The organism is Streptomyces fumanus, from assembly GCF_014655295.1.
Taxonomy (GTDB): Bacteria; Actinomycetota; Actinomycetes; order Streptomycetales; family Streptomycetaceae; genus Streptomyces; species Streptomyces fumanus.
On sequence record NZ_BNBI01000008.1, the window covers coordinates 43,892 to 59,513 of the forward strand.

Sequence of the window (15,622 nt, forward strand, 5' to 3'; positions counted from 1 at the left end):
GGTCACTCCCGCCCAAGTATCGCCGCGGCGGCGTCGACACCCTCACGGGTACCGATCACGATCAAGGTGTCACCGCCCACCAGCCGGAAGTCCGGCGCGGGCGACGGGATCGCCTCGGCGTGCCGCAGCACGGCCACGATCGACGCGCCCGTCTCGGTACGCATCCGGGTCTCGCCCAGCACCCGCCCGTTCCAGCGCGAGGTCGCCGCCACCTCGATCCGCTCGGCCACCAGCCCCAGGCCGGAGGTGGTGTGCAGCAGGCTCGCGCTGTGATGGGACGGCTGCAGGGCATCGATCAGGGCGCCCGCCTCCGGGCCGGTCAGCTTCAGTGAGTGCGCGCAGGAGTCGGGGTCGTCGGACCGGTACACATTGACCGTGCGGGCGCCGTCGCGGTGCGCCACCACCGACAGATGCCGGCGGTCCCGGGTCACCAGGTCGTACTGCACCCCGATACCCGGCAGCGGCGTCGCCCTCAGGCGTGGAGCGGACACGTGTCTTCCCCTCGTTCGTCTCGCGTCGTACCGCGCCCCGGCCGTTCCACGGGTCCGGCGGCGCCTCGCCATGCTGTCACCCGCGCGTACGGTGGCGATATGGGTGTCGTGACGGATATACGCAGCCGGGCGCGGGCGGCGAGGCTTGCCCCGGCGGTGTCGTGCGCGAAGGCCGGGAGGAGCGGAAAGAGGACCGTGTCGCTGTTCTGGCGGATCTTCTCGCTCAACGCCGCCGGCCTGGTCGTGGCCACCGCGCTGCTCCTCGGCCCGGTCACCGTCTCCACCCCCGTACTGCCGCACGAGGCACTGATCCTGCTGACCGGGCTGCTGGTGCTGCTGGCCGGCAACGCGGTCGTCCTGCGGCTCGGCCTCACCCCGCTCAAGCGGCTCGGCCGCGCCATGGCCACCGCCGACCTGTTGCGCCCCGGGGCCCGCCCGACGGTCGCCGGACCCGCCGAGGCCGCCGAGCTGATCGCCACGTACAACACCATGCTCGACCGGCTCCAGGCCGAACGCGCCGCCGGAGCCGCCCGCGCCCTGCACGCCCAGGAACGCGAACGGCACCGCATCGCCCGGGAACTGCACGACGAGGTCGGCCAGACCCTCACCGCCGTCCTGCTCCAGCTCAAGCGGGTCGCCGACCGGGTCCCCGCCGACCTGCGCGACGAGGTGACCCTGACCCAGGAGGCCACCCGGGCCGGCCTGGACGAGATCCGCCGCATCGCCCGCCGGCTGCGCCCCGGCGTCCTGGAGGAACTCGGCCTGGCCAGCGCCCTGCGCTCGCTCGCCACCGAGTTCACCCACCACGGCCTGACCGTCCGCCACCACGTCCCCGGCGACCTGCCCCCGCTCACCCCGGAGATCGAACTCGTGCTCTACCGCGTCGCCCAGGAGGGCCTGACCAACACCGTCCGGCACTCCGGCGCCGACCGCGCCGACCTCAGCCTGCGCCGCCTCCCCGACGGCGTCGAACTCGTCGTCGCCGACAACGGCACCGGCATCGGCGACGCCCCCGAGGGCACCGGCATCAGCGGCATGCGGGAACGCGCCCTGCTGATAGGCGCCGCGCTCACCGTGGTACCCGGCCCGGACGCGGGCACCGAGATCCGCCTGCGCGTCCCCGCCGCGACCGGAGGCCACTGATGCCCGCACCGCCGCCCCCGATCCGCGTCCTGCTCGCCGACGACCACACCCTGGTACGCCGGGGCGTACGCCTGATCCTCGACGGCGAACCCGACCTGACCGTCGTCGCCGAGGCCGGGGACGGCGCCGAGGCGGTCGCCGCGGCCCGCGCCACCGACGTCGACCTCGCCGTCCTGGACGTCGCGATGCCCCGCATGACCGGCCTGCAGGCCGCCCGCGAACTCTCCCGCCGCCTGCCCGCCCTGCGCATCCTCATCCTGACGATGTACGACAACGAGCAGTACTTCTTCGAGGCCCTCAAGGCGGGCGCCTCCGGCTTCGTCCTCAAGTCCGTCGCCGACCGCGACCTCGTCGAGGCGTGCCGGGCGGCCGTCCGCGACGAACCGTTCATCTACCCGGGCGCCGAACGCGCCCTGGTCCGCGCCTACCTCGACCGCCTGCACCGCGGCGACGGCCTGCCCGAACGGCCGATCACCGAACGCGAGGAGGAGATCCTCAAGCTCGTCGCCGAGGGCCACACCTCCAAGGAGATCGGCGAACTGCTGTTCATCAGCGCCAAGACCGTCGAACGCCACCGCGCCAACCTGCTCCAGAAACTCGGCGTCCGCGACCGGCTGGAACTGACCCGGTACGCGATCCGCGCGGGCCTCATAGAGCCCTGACCTGCGGGTACGGCAGTTGTCCACAGGCGGCCCGGGACACCGCCGCCGACCGCCTACCCTTATTGCCATGAGCAGCATCGACCGGAGCCAGTCAGTGGGCGGCACACGCACGTACGAGGTACGCACCTACGGGTGCCAGATGAACGTCCACGACTCCGAGCGATTGTCCGGTCTGCTGGAGGACGCCGGGTACGTCCGCGCCCCCGAGGGCTCCGACGGCGACGCGGACGTGATCGTCTTCAACACCTGCGCGGTACGGGAGAACGCCGACAACAAGCTGTACGGCAACCTCGGCCACCTCGCCCCCAAGAAGGCCCGCCGGCCCGGCATGCAGATCGCCGTAGGCGGCTGCCTGGCCCAGAAGGACCGCGACACCATCGTCCAGCGCGCCCCCTGGGTGGACGTCGTCTTCGGCACGCACAACATCGGCAAGCTGCCGGTCCTGCTGGAGCGCGCCCGCGTCCAGGAGGAGGCGCAGGTCGAGATCGCCGAGTCCCTGGAGGCGTTCCCGTCCACGCTGCCCACCCGCCGGGAGAGCGCCTACGCCGCCTGGGTCTCCATCTCGGTGGGCTGCAACAACACGTGCACCTTCTGCATCGTCCCCGCGCTGCGCGGCAAGGAGAAGGACCGCCGCCCCGGCGACATCCTCGCCGAGGTCGAGGCCCTGGTCGCCGAGGGCGTCTCCGAGATCACCCTGCTCGGGCAGAACGTGAACGCGTACGGCTCGGACATCGGCGACCGCGAGGCGTTCAGCAAGCTGCTGCGGGCCTGCGGCACCATCGACGGCCTGGAGCGGGTCCGCTTCACCTCCCCGCACCCGCGCGACTTCACCGACGACGTCATCGCCGCCATGGCCGAGACGCCCAACGTGATGCCGCAGCTCCACATGCCGCTGCAGTCCGGCTCCGACCCGGTCCTCAAGGCGATGCGCCGCTCCTACCGCCAGGAGCGCTACCTCGGGATCATCGAGAAGGTCCGCGCCGCCATCCCGCACGCGGCGATCACCACCGACATCATCGTGGGCTTCCCCGGCGAGACCGAGGCGGACTTCGAGCAGACCCTGCACGTCGTCCGCGAGGCCAGATTCGCCCAGGCGTTCACCTTCCAGTACTCCAAGCGGCCTGGCACCCCGGCCGCCGAGATGGACGGCCAGATCCCCAAGGAGGTCGTCCAGGCCCGTTACGAGCGGCTGGTCGCCCTCCAGGAGGAGATCTCCTGGAAGGAGAACAAGAAGCAGGTCGGCCGCACCCTGGAGCTGATGGTCGCCGAGGGCGAGGGCCGCAAGGACGGCACCACCCACCGCCTGTCCGGCCGCGCCCCCGACAACCGCCTGGTCCACTTCACCAAGCCCGACCAGGAGATCCGCCCCGGCGACGTGGTCACCGTCGAGGTCACCTACGCCGCCCCGCACCACCTCCTCGCCGAGGGCCCGGTGCTCGACGTGCGCCGCACCCGCGCGGGCGACGCCTGGGAGAAGCGCAACGCGGCCGAGCGGCCGGCACCGTCCGGCGTCATGCTGGGCCTGCCGAAGATCGGCGCACCGGAGCCCTTGCCGGCCGTGGCGAGCGGCTGCGGCTGCGACTGACCCGCCGGCGCCCGGTCAGCTATCGGCTCGACCCCGTGGCCGGGCGCGGGGCGGCGGTCCGGCGGGGTTACGCTGCCGATCATGCTTGTCGCCGCCGCAGTCTGCCCCTGCCCGCCCCTGCTGGTCCCCGAGGTCGCCGCGGGTGCCGCACCCGAGCTGGACGCCGCGCGGGCCGCGTGCGCGGACGCGCTGGGCGTGCTCGCCGCCGCCCGGCCCGACCGCCTGCTGCTCGTCGGCCCGGCCGAGGGCACCGGCCCCGAGACGTACCCGGAGGGCACCCGGGGCACGTTCCGCGGCTTCGGCGTGGACGTGGACGTACGGCTGGGCGCGGACAAGGGCGAGGGGCCGGGGCCGGAGCTGCCGTACGGGCTCGCCGTGGGCGCCTGGCTGCTGGAGCGCGCCGGATGGTCCGACGCCCCGGTCGAGGCGCTCGGCGTGGGCGAGGCGCTCCCGGCCGGGCGCTGCGCCGATCTGGGGCGGGACCTCGCCGCGCGGCCGGGGCGGACGGCGCTGCTCGTGCTGGGCGACGCCAGCGCGTGCCGCACGGTCAAGGCACCCGGGTACCTGGACGATCGGGCCGAGCCCTTCGACGCGGAGGCGGCCCGTGCCCTCGGCTCGGCCGACCTGGCCGCCCTGGCCGCGCTGGACGCCGGTCTGGCCCGCGAGCTGAAGGTGTCCGGCCGCGCCCCCTGGCAGGTCCTCGCGGGCGCCGCCGAGGACGCGTCCCTCGCCGGGACACTGCTGTACGAGGACGCGCCGTACGGGGTGGGATACGTGGTGGCGGCCTGGTCGTAGGGACGCGCCTGCGGGACGCCTGCGTCTCGCTGTGGCCCCACCCCGCGGCGGCCTCGGAGAGACAGCCACCCGCACCCCGCGGCGCCCTCCCGGCCCGAGCCGCCGCACACACGACGGCGGACGGCCGGGAAGCGAGTGCTCCGCGGCCGTCCGCCGTCGAGTGTCCGGTGCTGTCCGTCCCCCGGGCGTGCCGGGGGACGCGCCGCTCAGGAGACCGGGGGCCTGGGCCCGTTCGGCGTACCGCCGCCGGCGTCGGGACCGGCGCCCGGACCCGGACCGGTGCCCTCCTGGTGCGCGAGGCGCTCCATGGCGTCCTTGGCCTTGCCCGTACCGGACTGGATCCGGTCGCTGTACTTGCCCTTGGTCTTCTCGTCGACGGCCTTCGCCGCCCGGTCGAGCCCGTGCTGGATCTTGTCCCCGTGCTGCTGCGCGAGGTCCGAGACCTTGCCCTTGGCCGGGCCCAGCTTGGCCTTCAAATTGTCCAGGAGACCCATGGTTCGCCTTCCCTCGCGTGCTTCGCGGTGGTTATGTGCGGGCGCCCTCGCCGGCCTCGTTGTCGGCGGCCTCGCCGGAGGACTGCTGCTGGGGGATGTCGACGCCGTCGGACCCGGCGGCCTCCTCCGCCTCCGGCCGCGCCGCCCTCTGCTCACCCGTGCCGGCCGCACCCGGTGCCGCTGCCGCCCCGGGCGTGGGCTCCGGAACCGCCGCCCCGGTCCGCGCCTCGGCGGCCGTCGCCTCCTCCGTGGCCTTCGACCTCCGAAGAAGTCGTGCAAAAACGCCCATATCAACTCCATACCGTACTCGTGCGGGCGAATTCCCGCGTCACCCGGTGCGTCCGATCGCGCCACCGGGCCACCGCCCCCGGATCGGGAGGCGGAAACCTCGCAACGGGCAACGACCCCGAAAGCGTGCCGTCACGTAACTCGTTCGAGACCGCGGCGGCGGGTTTGCGAGACTGGGGCGGTGAGCAGTGCACCCCCCGCCCCCCGCGTCATCGCCGTCGTCGGACCGACCGCGGCCGGAAAGTCCGATCTGGGCGTCTTCCTGGCCCAACGGCTCGGCGGCGAGGTCGTCAACGCCGACTCCATGCAGCTCTACCGAGGGATGGACATCGGCACCGCCAAGCTGACGCCCGAGGAACGCGCGGGAGTGCCGCACCACCTCCTGGACGTCTGGGACGTGACCGTCACCGCCTCCGTCGCCGAGTACCAGCGCCTCGCCCGGGAGCGGATCGACGCCCTGCTGGCCGAAGGCCGCTGGCCGATCCTCGTCGGCGGCTCCGGCCTGTACGTCCGCGGGGCCGTCGACAACCTGGAGTTCCCCGGCACCGACCCCGGGGTCCGGGCCCGCCTGGAGGAGGAGCTGACCCTGCGTGGCTCCGGGGCGCTGCACGCCCGGCTGGCCGCCGCCGACCCGGAGGCCGCGCGGGCGATCCTGCCCAGCAACGGCCGCCGGATCGTCCGCGCCCTGGAGGTGATCGAGATCACCGGCCGCCCCTTCACCGCCAATCTCCCCGGCCACGACTCCGTCTACGACACCGTGCAGATCGGCGTCGACGTGACCCGTCCGGAACTGGACGACCGCATCGCGCGCCGGGTCGACCGGATGTGGCAGGCCGGCCTGGTGGACGAAGTACGCGCACTGGAGGCGCGAGGGTTGCGAGAGGGGCGTACGGCCTCGCGCGCGCTCGGCTACCAGCAGGTGCTCGCGGCCCTGGCCGGCGAGTGCACCCTGGAGGAGGCCCGGGAGGAGACCGTCCGCGCCACCAAACGCTTCGCGCGCCGTCAGGATTCATGGTTCAGGCGCGATCCCCGGGTGCACTGGTTGAGTGGGGCCGCGGCGGATCTGACGGAACTTCCGCGGCTCGCCCTGTCGTTGGTCGAACGACCGGTTACAGCCTGATCACGTCATGGCATCGGGACGCCCCGGCCGTCATCCCGCCCTGCGGCGGCGTGCCATCATCGAGCTTCGATCGACCAAGTGGAGTCCAAGTTGGGAGGGCGCGTGGCGATGGAGGCCGGCCCTCGCGACACCGCACCGGGCACCGAACCGGTGACCGCCGACCGAGGCGAACCGGAGCCGGACGGAGGCCGTCTGAGCCCCGACGGTCCGGACCAGACGCCGGACGGTGTGACGGCCGACGGCCCCGCGCCCGACGAGATGTACCCGGGCGGCGAGGAGGTCGAGGTCGAGCTGCGCCCGCAGCGACGGCTGCGCCTCTGGCAGCTCGCGCCCATCGTCTGCCTGGCAGCGGTCGGCTCCCTGATGTTCGCCTTCCCGCTCGCCTTCGACTTCGGCGACAGCGGCGCGGTGATCGCGATGCTCGGACTGCTGATCTGCTCCTGCGCGGCCGGCTGGGGCATGATGGCCGCCCGCCGCGTGGGCCACACCTGGCCCGGCCTGCCCCAGCGCGGTTCCGGCCGCCGCCCCGACTGGCGGGTCGTCCTCGGCTACGCCGTGACGGTCGCCGCGGTCGTCGTCCTGGCCGTGTGGCGAGTGGCCCGCCTGCGCGGCTGAGGCCGGCGTACCGGCGCCGTACGGTTCAGGTACGCGCACGCCGTGGCCGCCTGGGCGGCCGGGGCCGCCGCCGTACGGCCGAGGAACGCGCACGCCGTGGCCCCCCTGCGCGGGCCGAGGCCGCCGCCGCGCTGTCGTACCCACGCCGTACGATCGAGGAATGAGCACGCGGATCGCCTTCCTCAAGGGTCACGGGACCGAGAACGACTTCGTGATCGTCCCCGACCCGGAGAACGCCGTCGACCTGCCCCCGGCCGCCGTCGCCGCCCTGTGCGACCGCCGCGCCGGCATCGGCGGTGACGGACTGCTGCACGTGGTGCGGTCCGCCGCCCATCCCGACGCCCGGCACCTGGCCGCCGAGGCCGAGTGGTTCATGGACTACCGCAACGGCGACGGCTCGATCGCCGAGATGTGCGGCAACGGCGTACGGGTCTTCGCGCGCTACCTCCAGCGCGCCGGGCACGCCACCGAGGGCGACCTCGCCGTCGCCACGCGCGGGGGCGTGAAGACCGTGCACATCGCGAAGGACGGCGACATCACCGTCGGCATGGGCCGGGCCCTGCTCCCCGAGGGCGAGGTGACGGTGAGCGTCGGCGAGCGCAGATGGCCCGCGCGGAACGTGAACATGGGCAACCCGCACGCCGTCGCCTTCGTCGCCGACCTCGCGCACGCGGGCGACCTGCTCGCCCCGCCCCCGTACAGCCCGGCCGGCGCCTACCCGGACGGGGTGAACGTCGAGTTCGTGGCCGACCGCGGCCCCGGCCACGTCGCCATGCGCGTGCACGAGCGCGGCGCCGGGGAGACCCGCTCGTGCGGCACGGGCGCGTGCGCCGTCGCCGTCGCCGCCGCCCGCCGGGACGGCGCCGACCCGGCCGTCACCGGCACCCCGGTGACGTACCGGGTCGATGTCCCCGGCGGCACACTGGTGATCACCGAGCGGCCGGACGGCGAGATCGAGATGACCGGTCCGGCGGTGATCGTCGCCGAGGGCGAGATCGACGCGGAGTGGCTGGCGGGGGCCGCCGTCTGAGGCGGCGACCGGAGTGCGGCGCTCCGTACGGAAACGTAAACCCGATGGCCTTCGCTCGAATGGGTGATCCGTTTCACGCTCGGCGAGAGGCGGTCGGCCGCACGTGATGGGCTCGATAGCATCAAGCACCGGCCCGGACGGGGGACCGATGCCGTCCCCTGAGCCGTGTCCGCCCTGGGGCGCCCCGTCCGCCGGTCGACGCAGCCGGAGGTGCCCATGAACGCGGAGGCCGCGAAACCCGCGACCCCAGGCCCCGTGACGCCCGCAATCGCCGGTGCCGTCACCCCGCCGGCGCCCCGCAGGAGGACCCGCTCCCGGCTCGACCTGCGCCGCCTGGGCCGCGCCGCGCTGCTCGGCCCCGCCGCCCGCCACCGGCTGCCCGACGCCATCGGCCACGTCGTGGAGGCCCACCGCGCCCACCACCCCGACGCCGACCTCGACATCCTGCGCCGCGCCTATCTGCTCGCCGAGTCCTCGCACCGCGGCCAGATGCGCAAGAGCGGCGAGCCGTACATCACCCACCCGCTCGCTGTGACCCTCATCCTCGCCGAGCTGGGCGCGGAGACCACCACCCTCACCGCCTCCCTGCTGCACGACACCGTCGAGGACACCGACGTCACCCTGGAGCAGGTCCGCGAGCAGTTCGGCGAGGAGGTCCGCTACCTCGTCGACGGCGTCACCAAACTCGAGAAAGTCGACTACGGCGCCGCCGCCGAGCCCGAGACCTTCCGCAAGATGCTCGTCGCCACCGGCAACGACGTCCGCGTGATGTCGATCAAACTCGCCGACCGGCTGCACAACATGCGCACCCTCGGTGTGATGCGCCGCGAGAAGCAGGAACGCATCGCCAGGGTGACCCGTGACGTCCTCATCCCGCTCGCCGAACGGCTCGGCGTCCAGGCCCTCAAGACCGAGCTGGAGGACCTCGTCTTCGCGGTCCTGTGCCCCGAGGAGTACGCGCACACCAGGGAGCTGATCGCCCGGAACGCCGCCCGCGCGGACGACCCCCTCGCCAGCACCGCCGACGAGGTGCGCGCCGTGCTCCGCGAGGCCGACATCCCCGCCGAGGTGCTGATCCGGCCCCGCCACTTCGTCTCCGTGCACCGCGTCGCCCGCAAACGCGGCACGCTCGGCGGCGCCGACTTCGGCCGCCTGCTGGTCCTGGTCAACGAGGACGCCGACTGTTACGCCGTCCTGGGCGAACTGCACACCTGTATGACGCCCGTCGTCTCGGAGTTCAAGGACTTCATCGCCGTACCGAAGTTCAACCTGTACCAGTCGCTGCACACCGCGGTGGCCCGCAAGGACGACGGCCAGGTGGTCGAGGTCCTCATCCGCACCCACCAGATGCACAAGGTCGCCGAGGCGGGCGTCGTCGCGCTCGGCAACCCCTACGCCGCCCCCGCCGAGGAACAGTCCGCGGGCGACGGGGAACGGGTCGACCCCACCCGCCCCGGCTGGCTCTCCCGGCTCCTCGACTGGCAGCGCGCCGCGCCCGACCCCGACACCTTCTGGTCCACCCTCCGCGAGGACCTCGCCCAGGACCGGGAGATCACCGTCTTCCGGCCCGACGGCGGCACCCTGGGCCTGCCCGAGGGCGCCACCTGCGTGGACGCCGCGTACGCGCAGTACGGCGACGACGCCCACGCCTGCATCGGCGCCCGGGTGAACGGCCGGCTGGCCACCCTGAGCACGGTCCTCAAGGACGGCGACACCGTGCAGCTCCTCATGGGCCAGGACCCGGCCTCCGAGCCGTCCCGGGAGTGGCTGGAGCACGCCCACACCCCCGCCGCCCGCATCGCCATCCAGCGCTGGCTCGCCGCTCACCCGGCCGCCGACGCCGCCGCCCCCGCCGCCGATACCGTCGGGGATGGCGCCCGGCCCGGTGCCGAGCGGCGGGCCGACGGGGGGCCGCTGGTCCGCCGTGCCGCCACCGGGGCGCCGGCCGGCCGGCCCGCCACCCCCGACGTCCTCGTCGACCTTCCCGGCGTCACCGTGCGGCTGGCCCGCTGCTGCACACCCGTACCGCCCGACGAGGTCACCGGCTTCGCCGTACGCGGGGGCGTGGTCACCGTGCACCGCGCGGGGTGCGCCGTGGTGGCGCGCATGAAGAGCGGGGGGCGCCCGGAGGTCGGTGTGCGCTGGGGGGACACCACCGAGTGCCGGGTCACCCTGCTTGCCGAATCGTTCGTCCGTCCTCATCTCCTCGCCGATCTCACCGAGGCCATGGCCGCCGAGGGCGCCCAGATCGTCTCCGCCACCGTCGAACCCCCGGACCGCCAGCGCGTCCGCCACACCTACACCGTCCAGCTCCCGGACGCCGCCCACCTCCCCGCCCTCATGCGCGCCATGCGCGACGTGGCGGGCGTGTACGACGTGAGCCGGGCGCAGCCGCAGCCGTCGGGGGTTTGAGCGGGGGAACGGACCGACCCGGCGTGCGCCTCCCGGCACGCGCACGCCGGGACGCGTACGCCGTGACGCGCGTGCCGCGACGCGTACGCCGCGATGCGCGCGCCGGGACGCGTGTGCCGGGACGCGCGTGCGGGGTCGCCCCGCGCTCCGGGCACAACCCCCGTTCGGGTGCGATCGGCGCGCGCCGTCGCCGTCGGGCACGTGCGCGCTGGTAGCCGTGGGGGATGCCGCACACCCCCGACACCCCGACCGTCCGTCCCCGGCGACGGCTCCGCGCCGTGGCGCTGCTCGCCTCGGCCGCCTCCGTCTGCCTGGTCGCCGCGAGCGCCCCGCCGGCCCCGCTGGGCATCGGCGACCGCCTCTTCCCGCACCTCGGCAACCCCGGCTACGACGTGACGGCGTACGACCTGTCCTTCACCTACGCCGGCGACAACAGCAAACCGCTGCGGGCCGTCACCACCATCGACGCCCGGATCACGGCCGACCTGGAGCGGATCAACCTCGACTTCACGCACGGCACGGTCGACTCGGTCGAGGTCGACGGCGAGCCGGCCGGCTTCACCACCGCCGGTGAGGACCTGGTGGTCACGCCCCGGGACGCGCTGGACGAGGGGGAGCGGACGCGGATCACCGTGCGGCACACCAGCGACCCCGTGCACTCCGGCGGCCACGAAGGCGGCTGGGTGCGCACCGCGGACGGCCTCGCCATGGCCAACCAGGCCGACGCCGCCCACCTGGTCTTCCCCTGCAACGACCACCCCTCCGACAAGGCGTGGTTCACCATCCGCGTCACCGCCCCCGACGGCCACACCGCCGTCGCGAACGGCCTCCCCGCCGGCCGCGAGCGGACCGGTGGCGCGACCACCTGGACGTACCGCGTCCAGCACCCCATGGCCACCGAACTCGCCCAGGTCTCCATCGGCCGCTCCACGGTCCTGCACCGCGCCGGCCCGCACGGGCTCCCCGTACGGGACGTCGTGCCCACGAAGCACCGCGCGGCCCTCGAACCCTGGCTGAAGGAGACACCCGGCCAGATCGCCTGGCTGGAGGAGAAGGTCGGCCGCTACCCGTTCGAGACGTACGGCCTGCTCCTGGCCGACGCGGACACCGGATTCGAACTCGAGACGCAGACCCTCTCCCTCTTCGAGAGGGAACTGTTCACCGAGCCCGCCTACCCCCGCTGGTACGTCGAGTCGATCATGGTGCACGAGCTGTCCCACCAGTGGTTCGGCGACAGCGTCAGCCCGCGCACCTGGTCCGACCTGTGGCTCAACGAAGGACACGCCACCTGGTACGAGGCCCTCTATGCGGAAGAGACGGCGGGCAAACCGCTCGTCGAGCGCATGAAGGCCGCGTACGGCGCATCCGACCGCTGGCGCGCCGCCGGCGGGCCCCCGGCCGCCCCCAAGGCGCCCGATCCGGGCCGGAAGACCAGCATCTTCCGGCCCAACGTCTACGACGGCGCCGCCCTCGTCCTCTACGCGCTCCGCCAGGAGATCGGCCGCCCCGCCTTCGGACGCCTCGAACGCGCCTGGGTGACCCGCCACCGCGACGGCACGGCGACCACCGCCGATTTCGTCCGCCTCGCCTCCGACCTCGCCGGCCGCGACCTGAACGGCTTCTTCCACGGCTGGCTGTACGACGAGAAGACCCCGCCGATGCCGGGCCACCCGGACTGGAAGCCGACCACGACGACCGCCACGCCCGCGCCCACGCACTGAATCCCCGCGGTCTGAACGGGTGTGCGCCGAATGCCGGCCCACCCAATGCCCAGGTACTACCGCCTCGCCGCGACCGCATTTCTCCGGCCGGCGGGGGAATAAGCCGATGACGAGACGGCCCGTGCCGTGCGACCATTTCCGGGACGACGCGGCACGAACGCGGGAATCCCCGCAGCGTCTCGTGCGTTGTCATCTACGACGCGGGAAAGCGCCGCGCGATTCATCCCCCAGACACTAAGGATCCAATGACCTCCTCTTCTTCCCCTTCCCAGGACACCACGCGCCTCGCGCACACCTACCCCGAGGGTCTTCGGGCCGATGCCCTGATGGAAGAGGACGTCGCCTGGAGCAACGGAAACGACGGAGCGTGGGACGGCGACCAGTTCGACCGCTCCGAGCGCGCGGCCCTGCGCCGGGTCGTGGGCCTCTCCACCGAGCTGGAGGACGTCACCGAGGTCGAGTACCGGCAGCTCCGCCTGGAGCGGGTCGTCCTCGTCGGCGTCTGGACCTCGGGCACGGCCCAGGACGCGGAGAACTCCCTCGCGGAGCTGGCCGCCCTCGCCGAGACCGCCGGCGCGCTCGTGCTCGACGGTGTCATCCAGCGCCGCGACAAGCCCGACGCCGCCACCTACATCGGCTCCGGCAAGGCCGAGGAACTGCGCGACATCGTGCACGAGACGGGCGCGGACACCGTCATCTGCGACGGTGAGCTGAGCCCCGGCCAGCTCATCCAGTTGGAGGACGTCGTCAAGGTCAAGGTCATCGACCGGACGGCCCTGATCCTCGACATCTTCGCCCAGCACGCCAAGTCCCGGGAGGGCAAGGCGCAGGTGGCGCTCGCGCAGATGCAGTACATGCTGCCGAGGCTCCGCGGCTGGGGTCAGTCCCTGTCCCGGCAGATGGGTGGCGGTCGCGGTGGTCTGGCGACCCGCGGCCCCGGTGAGACCAAGATCGAGACGGACCGGCGCCGGATCCGCGAGAAGATGGCGAAGATGCGCCGGGAGATCGCGGAGATGAAGACCGGCCGCGAGATCAAGCGCCAGGAGCGCCGGCGGAACAAGGTGCCGTCCGTCGCCATCGCGGGCTACACCAACGCCGGCAAGTCCTCCCTGCTCAACCGCCTCACCGGCGCGGGCGTCCTGGTCGAGAACGCGCTGTTCGCGACCCTCGACCCGACCGTGCGCCGGGCCGAGACGCCGAGCGGGCGGCTGTACACGCTGGCGGACACCGTCGGCTTCGTCCGGCACCTGCCGCACCACCTCGTCGAGGCGTTCCGCTCCACCATGGAGGAGGTCGGCGACTCCGACCTGATCCTGCACGTGGTCGACGGTTCGCACCCGGCGCCGGAGGAGCAGTTGGCCGCCGTACGCGAGGTGATCAGGGATGTCGGTGCCACCGGCGTACCCGAGATCGTCGTGATCAACAAGGCCGACCTGGCCGATCCGCTGGTCCTCCAGCGGCTGATGCGGGTCGAGAAGCACTCCATCGCCGTCTCCGCCCGCACGGGCGCCGGCATCGAGGAGCTGCTCGCGCTCATCGACAACGAGCTGCCCCGCCCGTCCGTCGAGATCGAGGCCCTGGTCCCGTACACGCACGGCAAGCTGGTCGCCCGCGCCCACGACGAGGGCGAGATCCTCTCCGAGGAGCACACCGCCGACGGCACCCTGCTCAAGGTGCGGGTGCACGAGGAACTGGCGGCGGAACTCACTCCGTACGCCCCGGCGCCCCTCGCCTGACCGCGAGCCCGCCCGACCTGACGACCGAGGGCCCGTCTCCTGCCGACGCAGGGGACGGGCCCTCGGTCCTGCACCGGCCGCTGCCTCACCGCGCGTTCCGCGTGCGGCGCCGGCCGGGGCGCCGCACGCCGCCGGTCACTGGCCGGCGAACTTATCGCTGACCGCGTCGTACACGCCCTCGGCCTCCTTGCCCAGCCGCGGACCGGCGAGCCAGCCCGCGGTCACCGGACCGATCGAGGTGTTGGACACCAGCGCCGGCTTCCCGTCGGAACCGGCCGCGACCCAGCCGCCGCCCGACGAACCGCCGGTCATGGTGCAGCCGATCCGGTACATCGTCGGGTCCGCCGCGGCGATCGACAGCCTGCCCGGCCTGTCCTCGCACTGGTACAGCGTCTGACCGTCGTACGGCGGCGCGGCCGGGTAGCCGATCGCCTTCACGCTGGGCACCTTCTGCACCGAGGGCGCGTCGAAGTCCACCGGCAGCGCCGAACCGACCGTCTCCTCCAGCGACTTGCCGCCACTGCCCTCCTCCGGCGTCACATGGATCACCGCGAAGTCGTACGAGGCGCCGTCGCCGCCCGTCGAGCCGCCCTGCTCGATCCACTGCTGCGAGGTCCCCGCCCAGTCGGCCCACCACACACCGTAGGGAGCGACCTCCTCCTTGGAGGCGGTCTGCAGTTCCTCGTTCGACATACCGGTGTCGTTGTACGACGGCACGAACGCGAGGTTGCGGTACCAGCCGCCCTTCTTGCCGGCGTGCACACAGTGGCCCGCCGTCCACACCAGGTTGGACTTGCCGGGGTTCGCCGGGTCCTCCACCACCGTCGCCGAGCAGACCATCTGGCCCTCGGGCGAGTCGAAGAACACCTTCCCGGCCGTGGCGGCGCTGTCGTGGTACTTCGGCGGCACGGCCTTCGCCTCGACCGGCCGGGGCTCCGGGTCGGTGACACCCGAGTCATCGGCGAGGTCGCTGTCGCGGACCTCCTGGTCCGGCTCCTCGGCGTCCCTCATACGGTCCGGGTCCCACAGGTCCTCGATGATCGGGTTGACGAAGTCCTGCGCCTCCCGCAGCCAGTCGTCCTTGTCCCAGTCCTTCCAGGCGCCGTCCTTCCACCGGTCGACGTCGATCCCGTGTTCCTTCAGCTTCTCCTTGATGTGGTCCGGGATCCTGATGCCGCCCTTGCCGTCGTCCGCGGCGGTCGCGGAAGCCTCGCCACCCGCCTCGGCGTCGCCCGAGTCGCAGGCCGTCGCGGTGAGCAGCAGCGCCGAGGCGAGCACGGCAGCGGCCGGCCCGCGGGAGGTACGGCGGCGCCCACCTCTTTGTCCGCGAGCGGTGAACGACGGCCGTATGGAACGCATGGTGTGACTCCCCCTGCTGTGAACGTACTCGGCGCCGACCCGACCTCAGCCCGAACCCGCACCGGGTTCGACCGGGCCTCACGGCAGCCCTGGAACGGCCTCACACACTATGCGTTCGCTGTGGGGGAGTTCCGGCGGTACGGCAACGGTTCGGACACAAGCCGCCTGACC

Annotated in this window: 14 protein-coding genes; 10 read left to right on the forward strand and 4 right to left on the reverse strand. The window is 73.2% G+C overall.

Annotated elements, in window-relative coordinates; genetic code table 11:
- Positions 1-2 precede the first annotated feature (2 nt).
- Positions 3-491 carry a cation:proton antiporter regulatory subunit gene (locus tag IE316_RS18350; protein ID WP_190205472.1) on the reverse strand — a complete coding sequence of 163 codons (489 nt, stop codon included), beginning with the start codon at positions 489-491 and terminating at the stop codon, positions 3-5.
- Positions 492-590: 99 nt separating this feature from the next.
- Here IE316_RS18350 and IE316_RS18355 point away from each other — a divergent pair, with 99 nt between their 5' ends.
- The 4 genes from IE316_RS18355 (at position 591) to IE316_RS18370 (ending at position 4,676) form a co-directional block, all read left to right on the forward strand.
- A complete protein-coding gene (locus IE316_RS18355; RefSeq protein ID WP_190205473.1) occupies positions 591-1,634 on the forward strand; it encodes a sensor histidine kinase in 1,044 nt (347 codons plus the stop codon).
- Positions 1,634-2,296, forward strand: coding sequence for a response regulator (locus IE316_RS18360; protein WP_190205474.1), 663 nt, complete (start codon positions 1,634-1,636; stop codon positions 2,294-2,296). Before IE316_RS18355 ends, IE316_RS18360 begins: the two co-directional genes overlap by 1 nt.
- A 67-nt stretch (positions 2,297-2,363) precedes the next feature.
- The gene (miaB, locus tag IE316_RS18365; protein WP_190205475.1) at positions 2,364-3,881 is read left to right on the forward strand and encodes a tRNA (N6-isopentenyl adenosine(37)-C2)-methylthiotransferase MiaB; all 1,518 of its coding nucleotides are present in this window, start codon (positions 2,364-2,366) and stop codon (positions 3,879-3,881) included.
- An 81-nt stretch (positions 3,882-3,962) separates the two neighbouring features.
- Positions 3,963-4,676 (forward strand): class III extradiol dioxygenase subunit B-like domain-containing protein, encoded by a 714-nt coding sequence (locus IE316_RS18370; protein ID WP_190205476.1) that lies wholly within the window; start codon positions 3,963-3,965, stop codon positions 4,674-4,676.
- Positions 4,677-4,882: 206 nt separating this feature from the next.
- Here IE316_RS18370 and IE316_RS18375 read toward each other — a convergent pair whose 3' ends face one another.
- Both IE316_RS18375 and IE316_RS18380 read right to left on the reverse strand, forming a co-directional pair.
- Positions 4,883-5,170, reverse strand: coding sequence for an antitoxin (locus IE316_RS18375; protein WP_190205477.1), 288 nt, complete (start codon positions 5,168-5,170; stop codon positions 4,883-4,885).
- Between the two features lie 31 nt (positions 5,171-5,201).
- Positions 5,202-5,459, reverse strand: a complete 258-nt coding sequence (locus tag IE316_RS18380) for a hypothetical protein (protein WP_190205478.1) — start codon at positions 5,457-5,459, stop codon at positions 5,202-5,204.
- A gap of 180 nt (positions 5,460-5,639) precedes the next feature.
- Between IE316_RS18380 and miaA the strand changes: the two genes are divergently transcribed.
- The 6 genes from miaA to hflX all read left to right on the forward strand — a co-directional run bounded on the left by miaA (position 5,640) and on the right by hflX (position 14,092).
- The gene (miaA, locus tag IE316_RS18385; RefSeq protein ID WP_190205479.1) at positions 5,640-6,578 is read left to right on the forward strand and encodes a tRNA (adenosine(37)-N6)-dimethylallyltransferase MiaA; all 939 of its coding nucleotides are present in this window, start codon (positions 5,640-5,642) and stop codon (positions 6,576-6,578) included.
- A gap of 108 nt (positions 6,579-6,686) precedes the next feature.
- Positions 6,687-7,193: a hypothetical protein gene (locus IE316_RS18390; protein WP_190205794.1), complete on the forward strand. Its 507-nt coding sequence runs from the start codon at positions 6,687-6,689 to the stop codon at positions 7,191-7,193.
- Positions 7,194-7,353: 160 nt separating this feature from the next.
- Positions 7,354-8,223, forward strand: a complete 870-nt coding sequence (gene dapF / locus IE316_RS18395; protein WP_190205480.1) for a diaminopimelate epimerase — start codon at positions 7,354-7,356, stop codon at positions 8,221-8,223.
- Between the two features lie 216 nt (positions 8,224-8,439).
- A complete protein-coding gene (locus tag IE316_RS18400) occupies positions 8,440-10,635 on the forward strand; it encodes a RelA/SpoT family protein (RefSeq protein WP_190205481.1) in 2,196 nt (731 codons plus the stop codon).
- Positions 10,636-10,859: 224 nt separating this feature from the next.
- The gene (locus IE316_RS18405; RefSeq protein ID WP_190205482.1) at positions 10,860-12,356 is read left to right on the forward strand and encodes a M1 family metallopeptidase; all 1,497 of its coding nucleotides are present in this window, start codon (positions 10,860-10,862) and stop codon (positions 12,354-12,356) included.
- Positions 12,357-12,601: 245 nt separating this feature from the next.
- Positions 12,602-14,092 carry a GTPase HflX gene (hflX, locus tag IE316_RS18410; protein ID WP_190205483.1) on the forward strand — a complete coding sequence of 497 codons (1,491 nt, stop codon included), beginning with the start codon at positions 12,602-12,604 and terminating at the stop codon, positions 14,090-14,092.
- Between the two features lie 135 nt (positions 14,093-14,227).
- Here hflX and IE316_RS18415 read toward each other — a convergent pair whose 3' ends face one another.
- Positions 14,228-15,451 carry a trypsin-like serine peptidase gene (locus tag IE316_RS18415; RefSeq protein ID WP_190205484.1) on the reverse strand — a complete coding sequence of 408 codons (1,224 nt, stop codon included), beginning with the start codon at positions 15,449-15,451 and terminating at the stop codon, positions 14,228-14,230.
- Positions 15,452-15,622 lie beyond the last annotated feature (171 nt).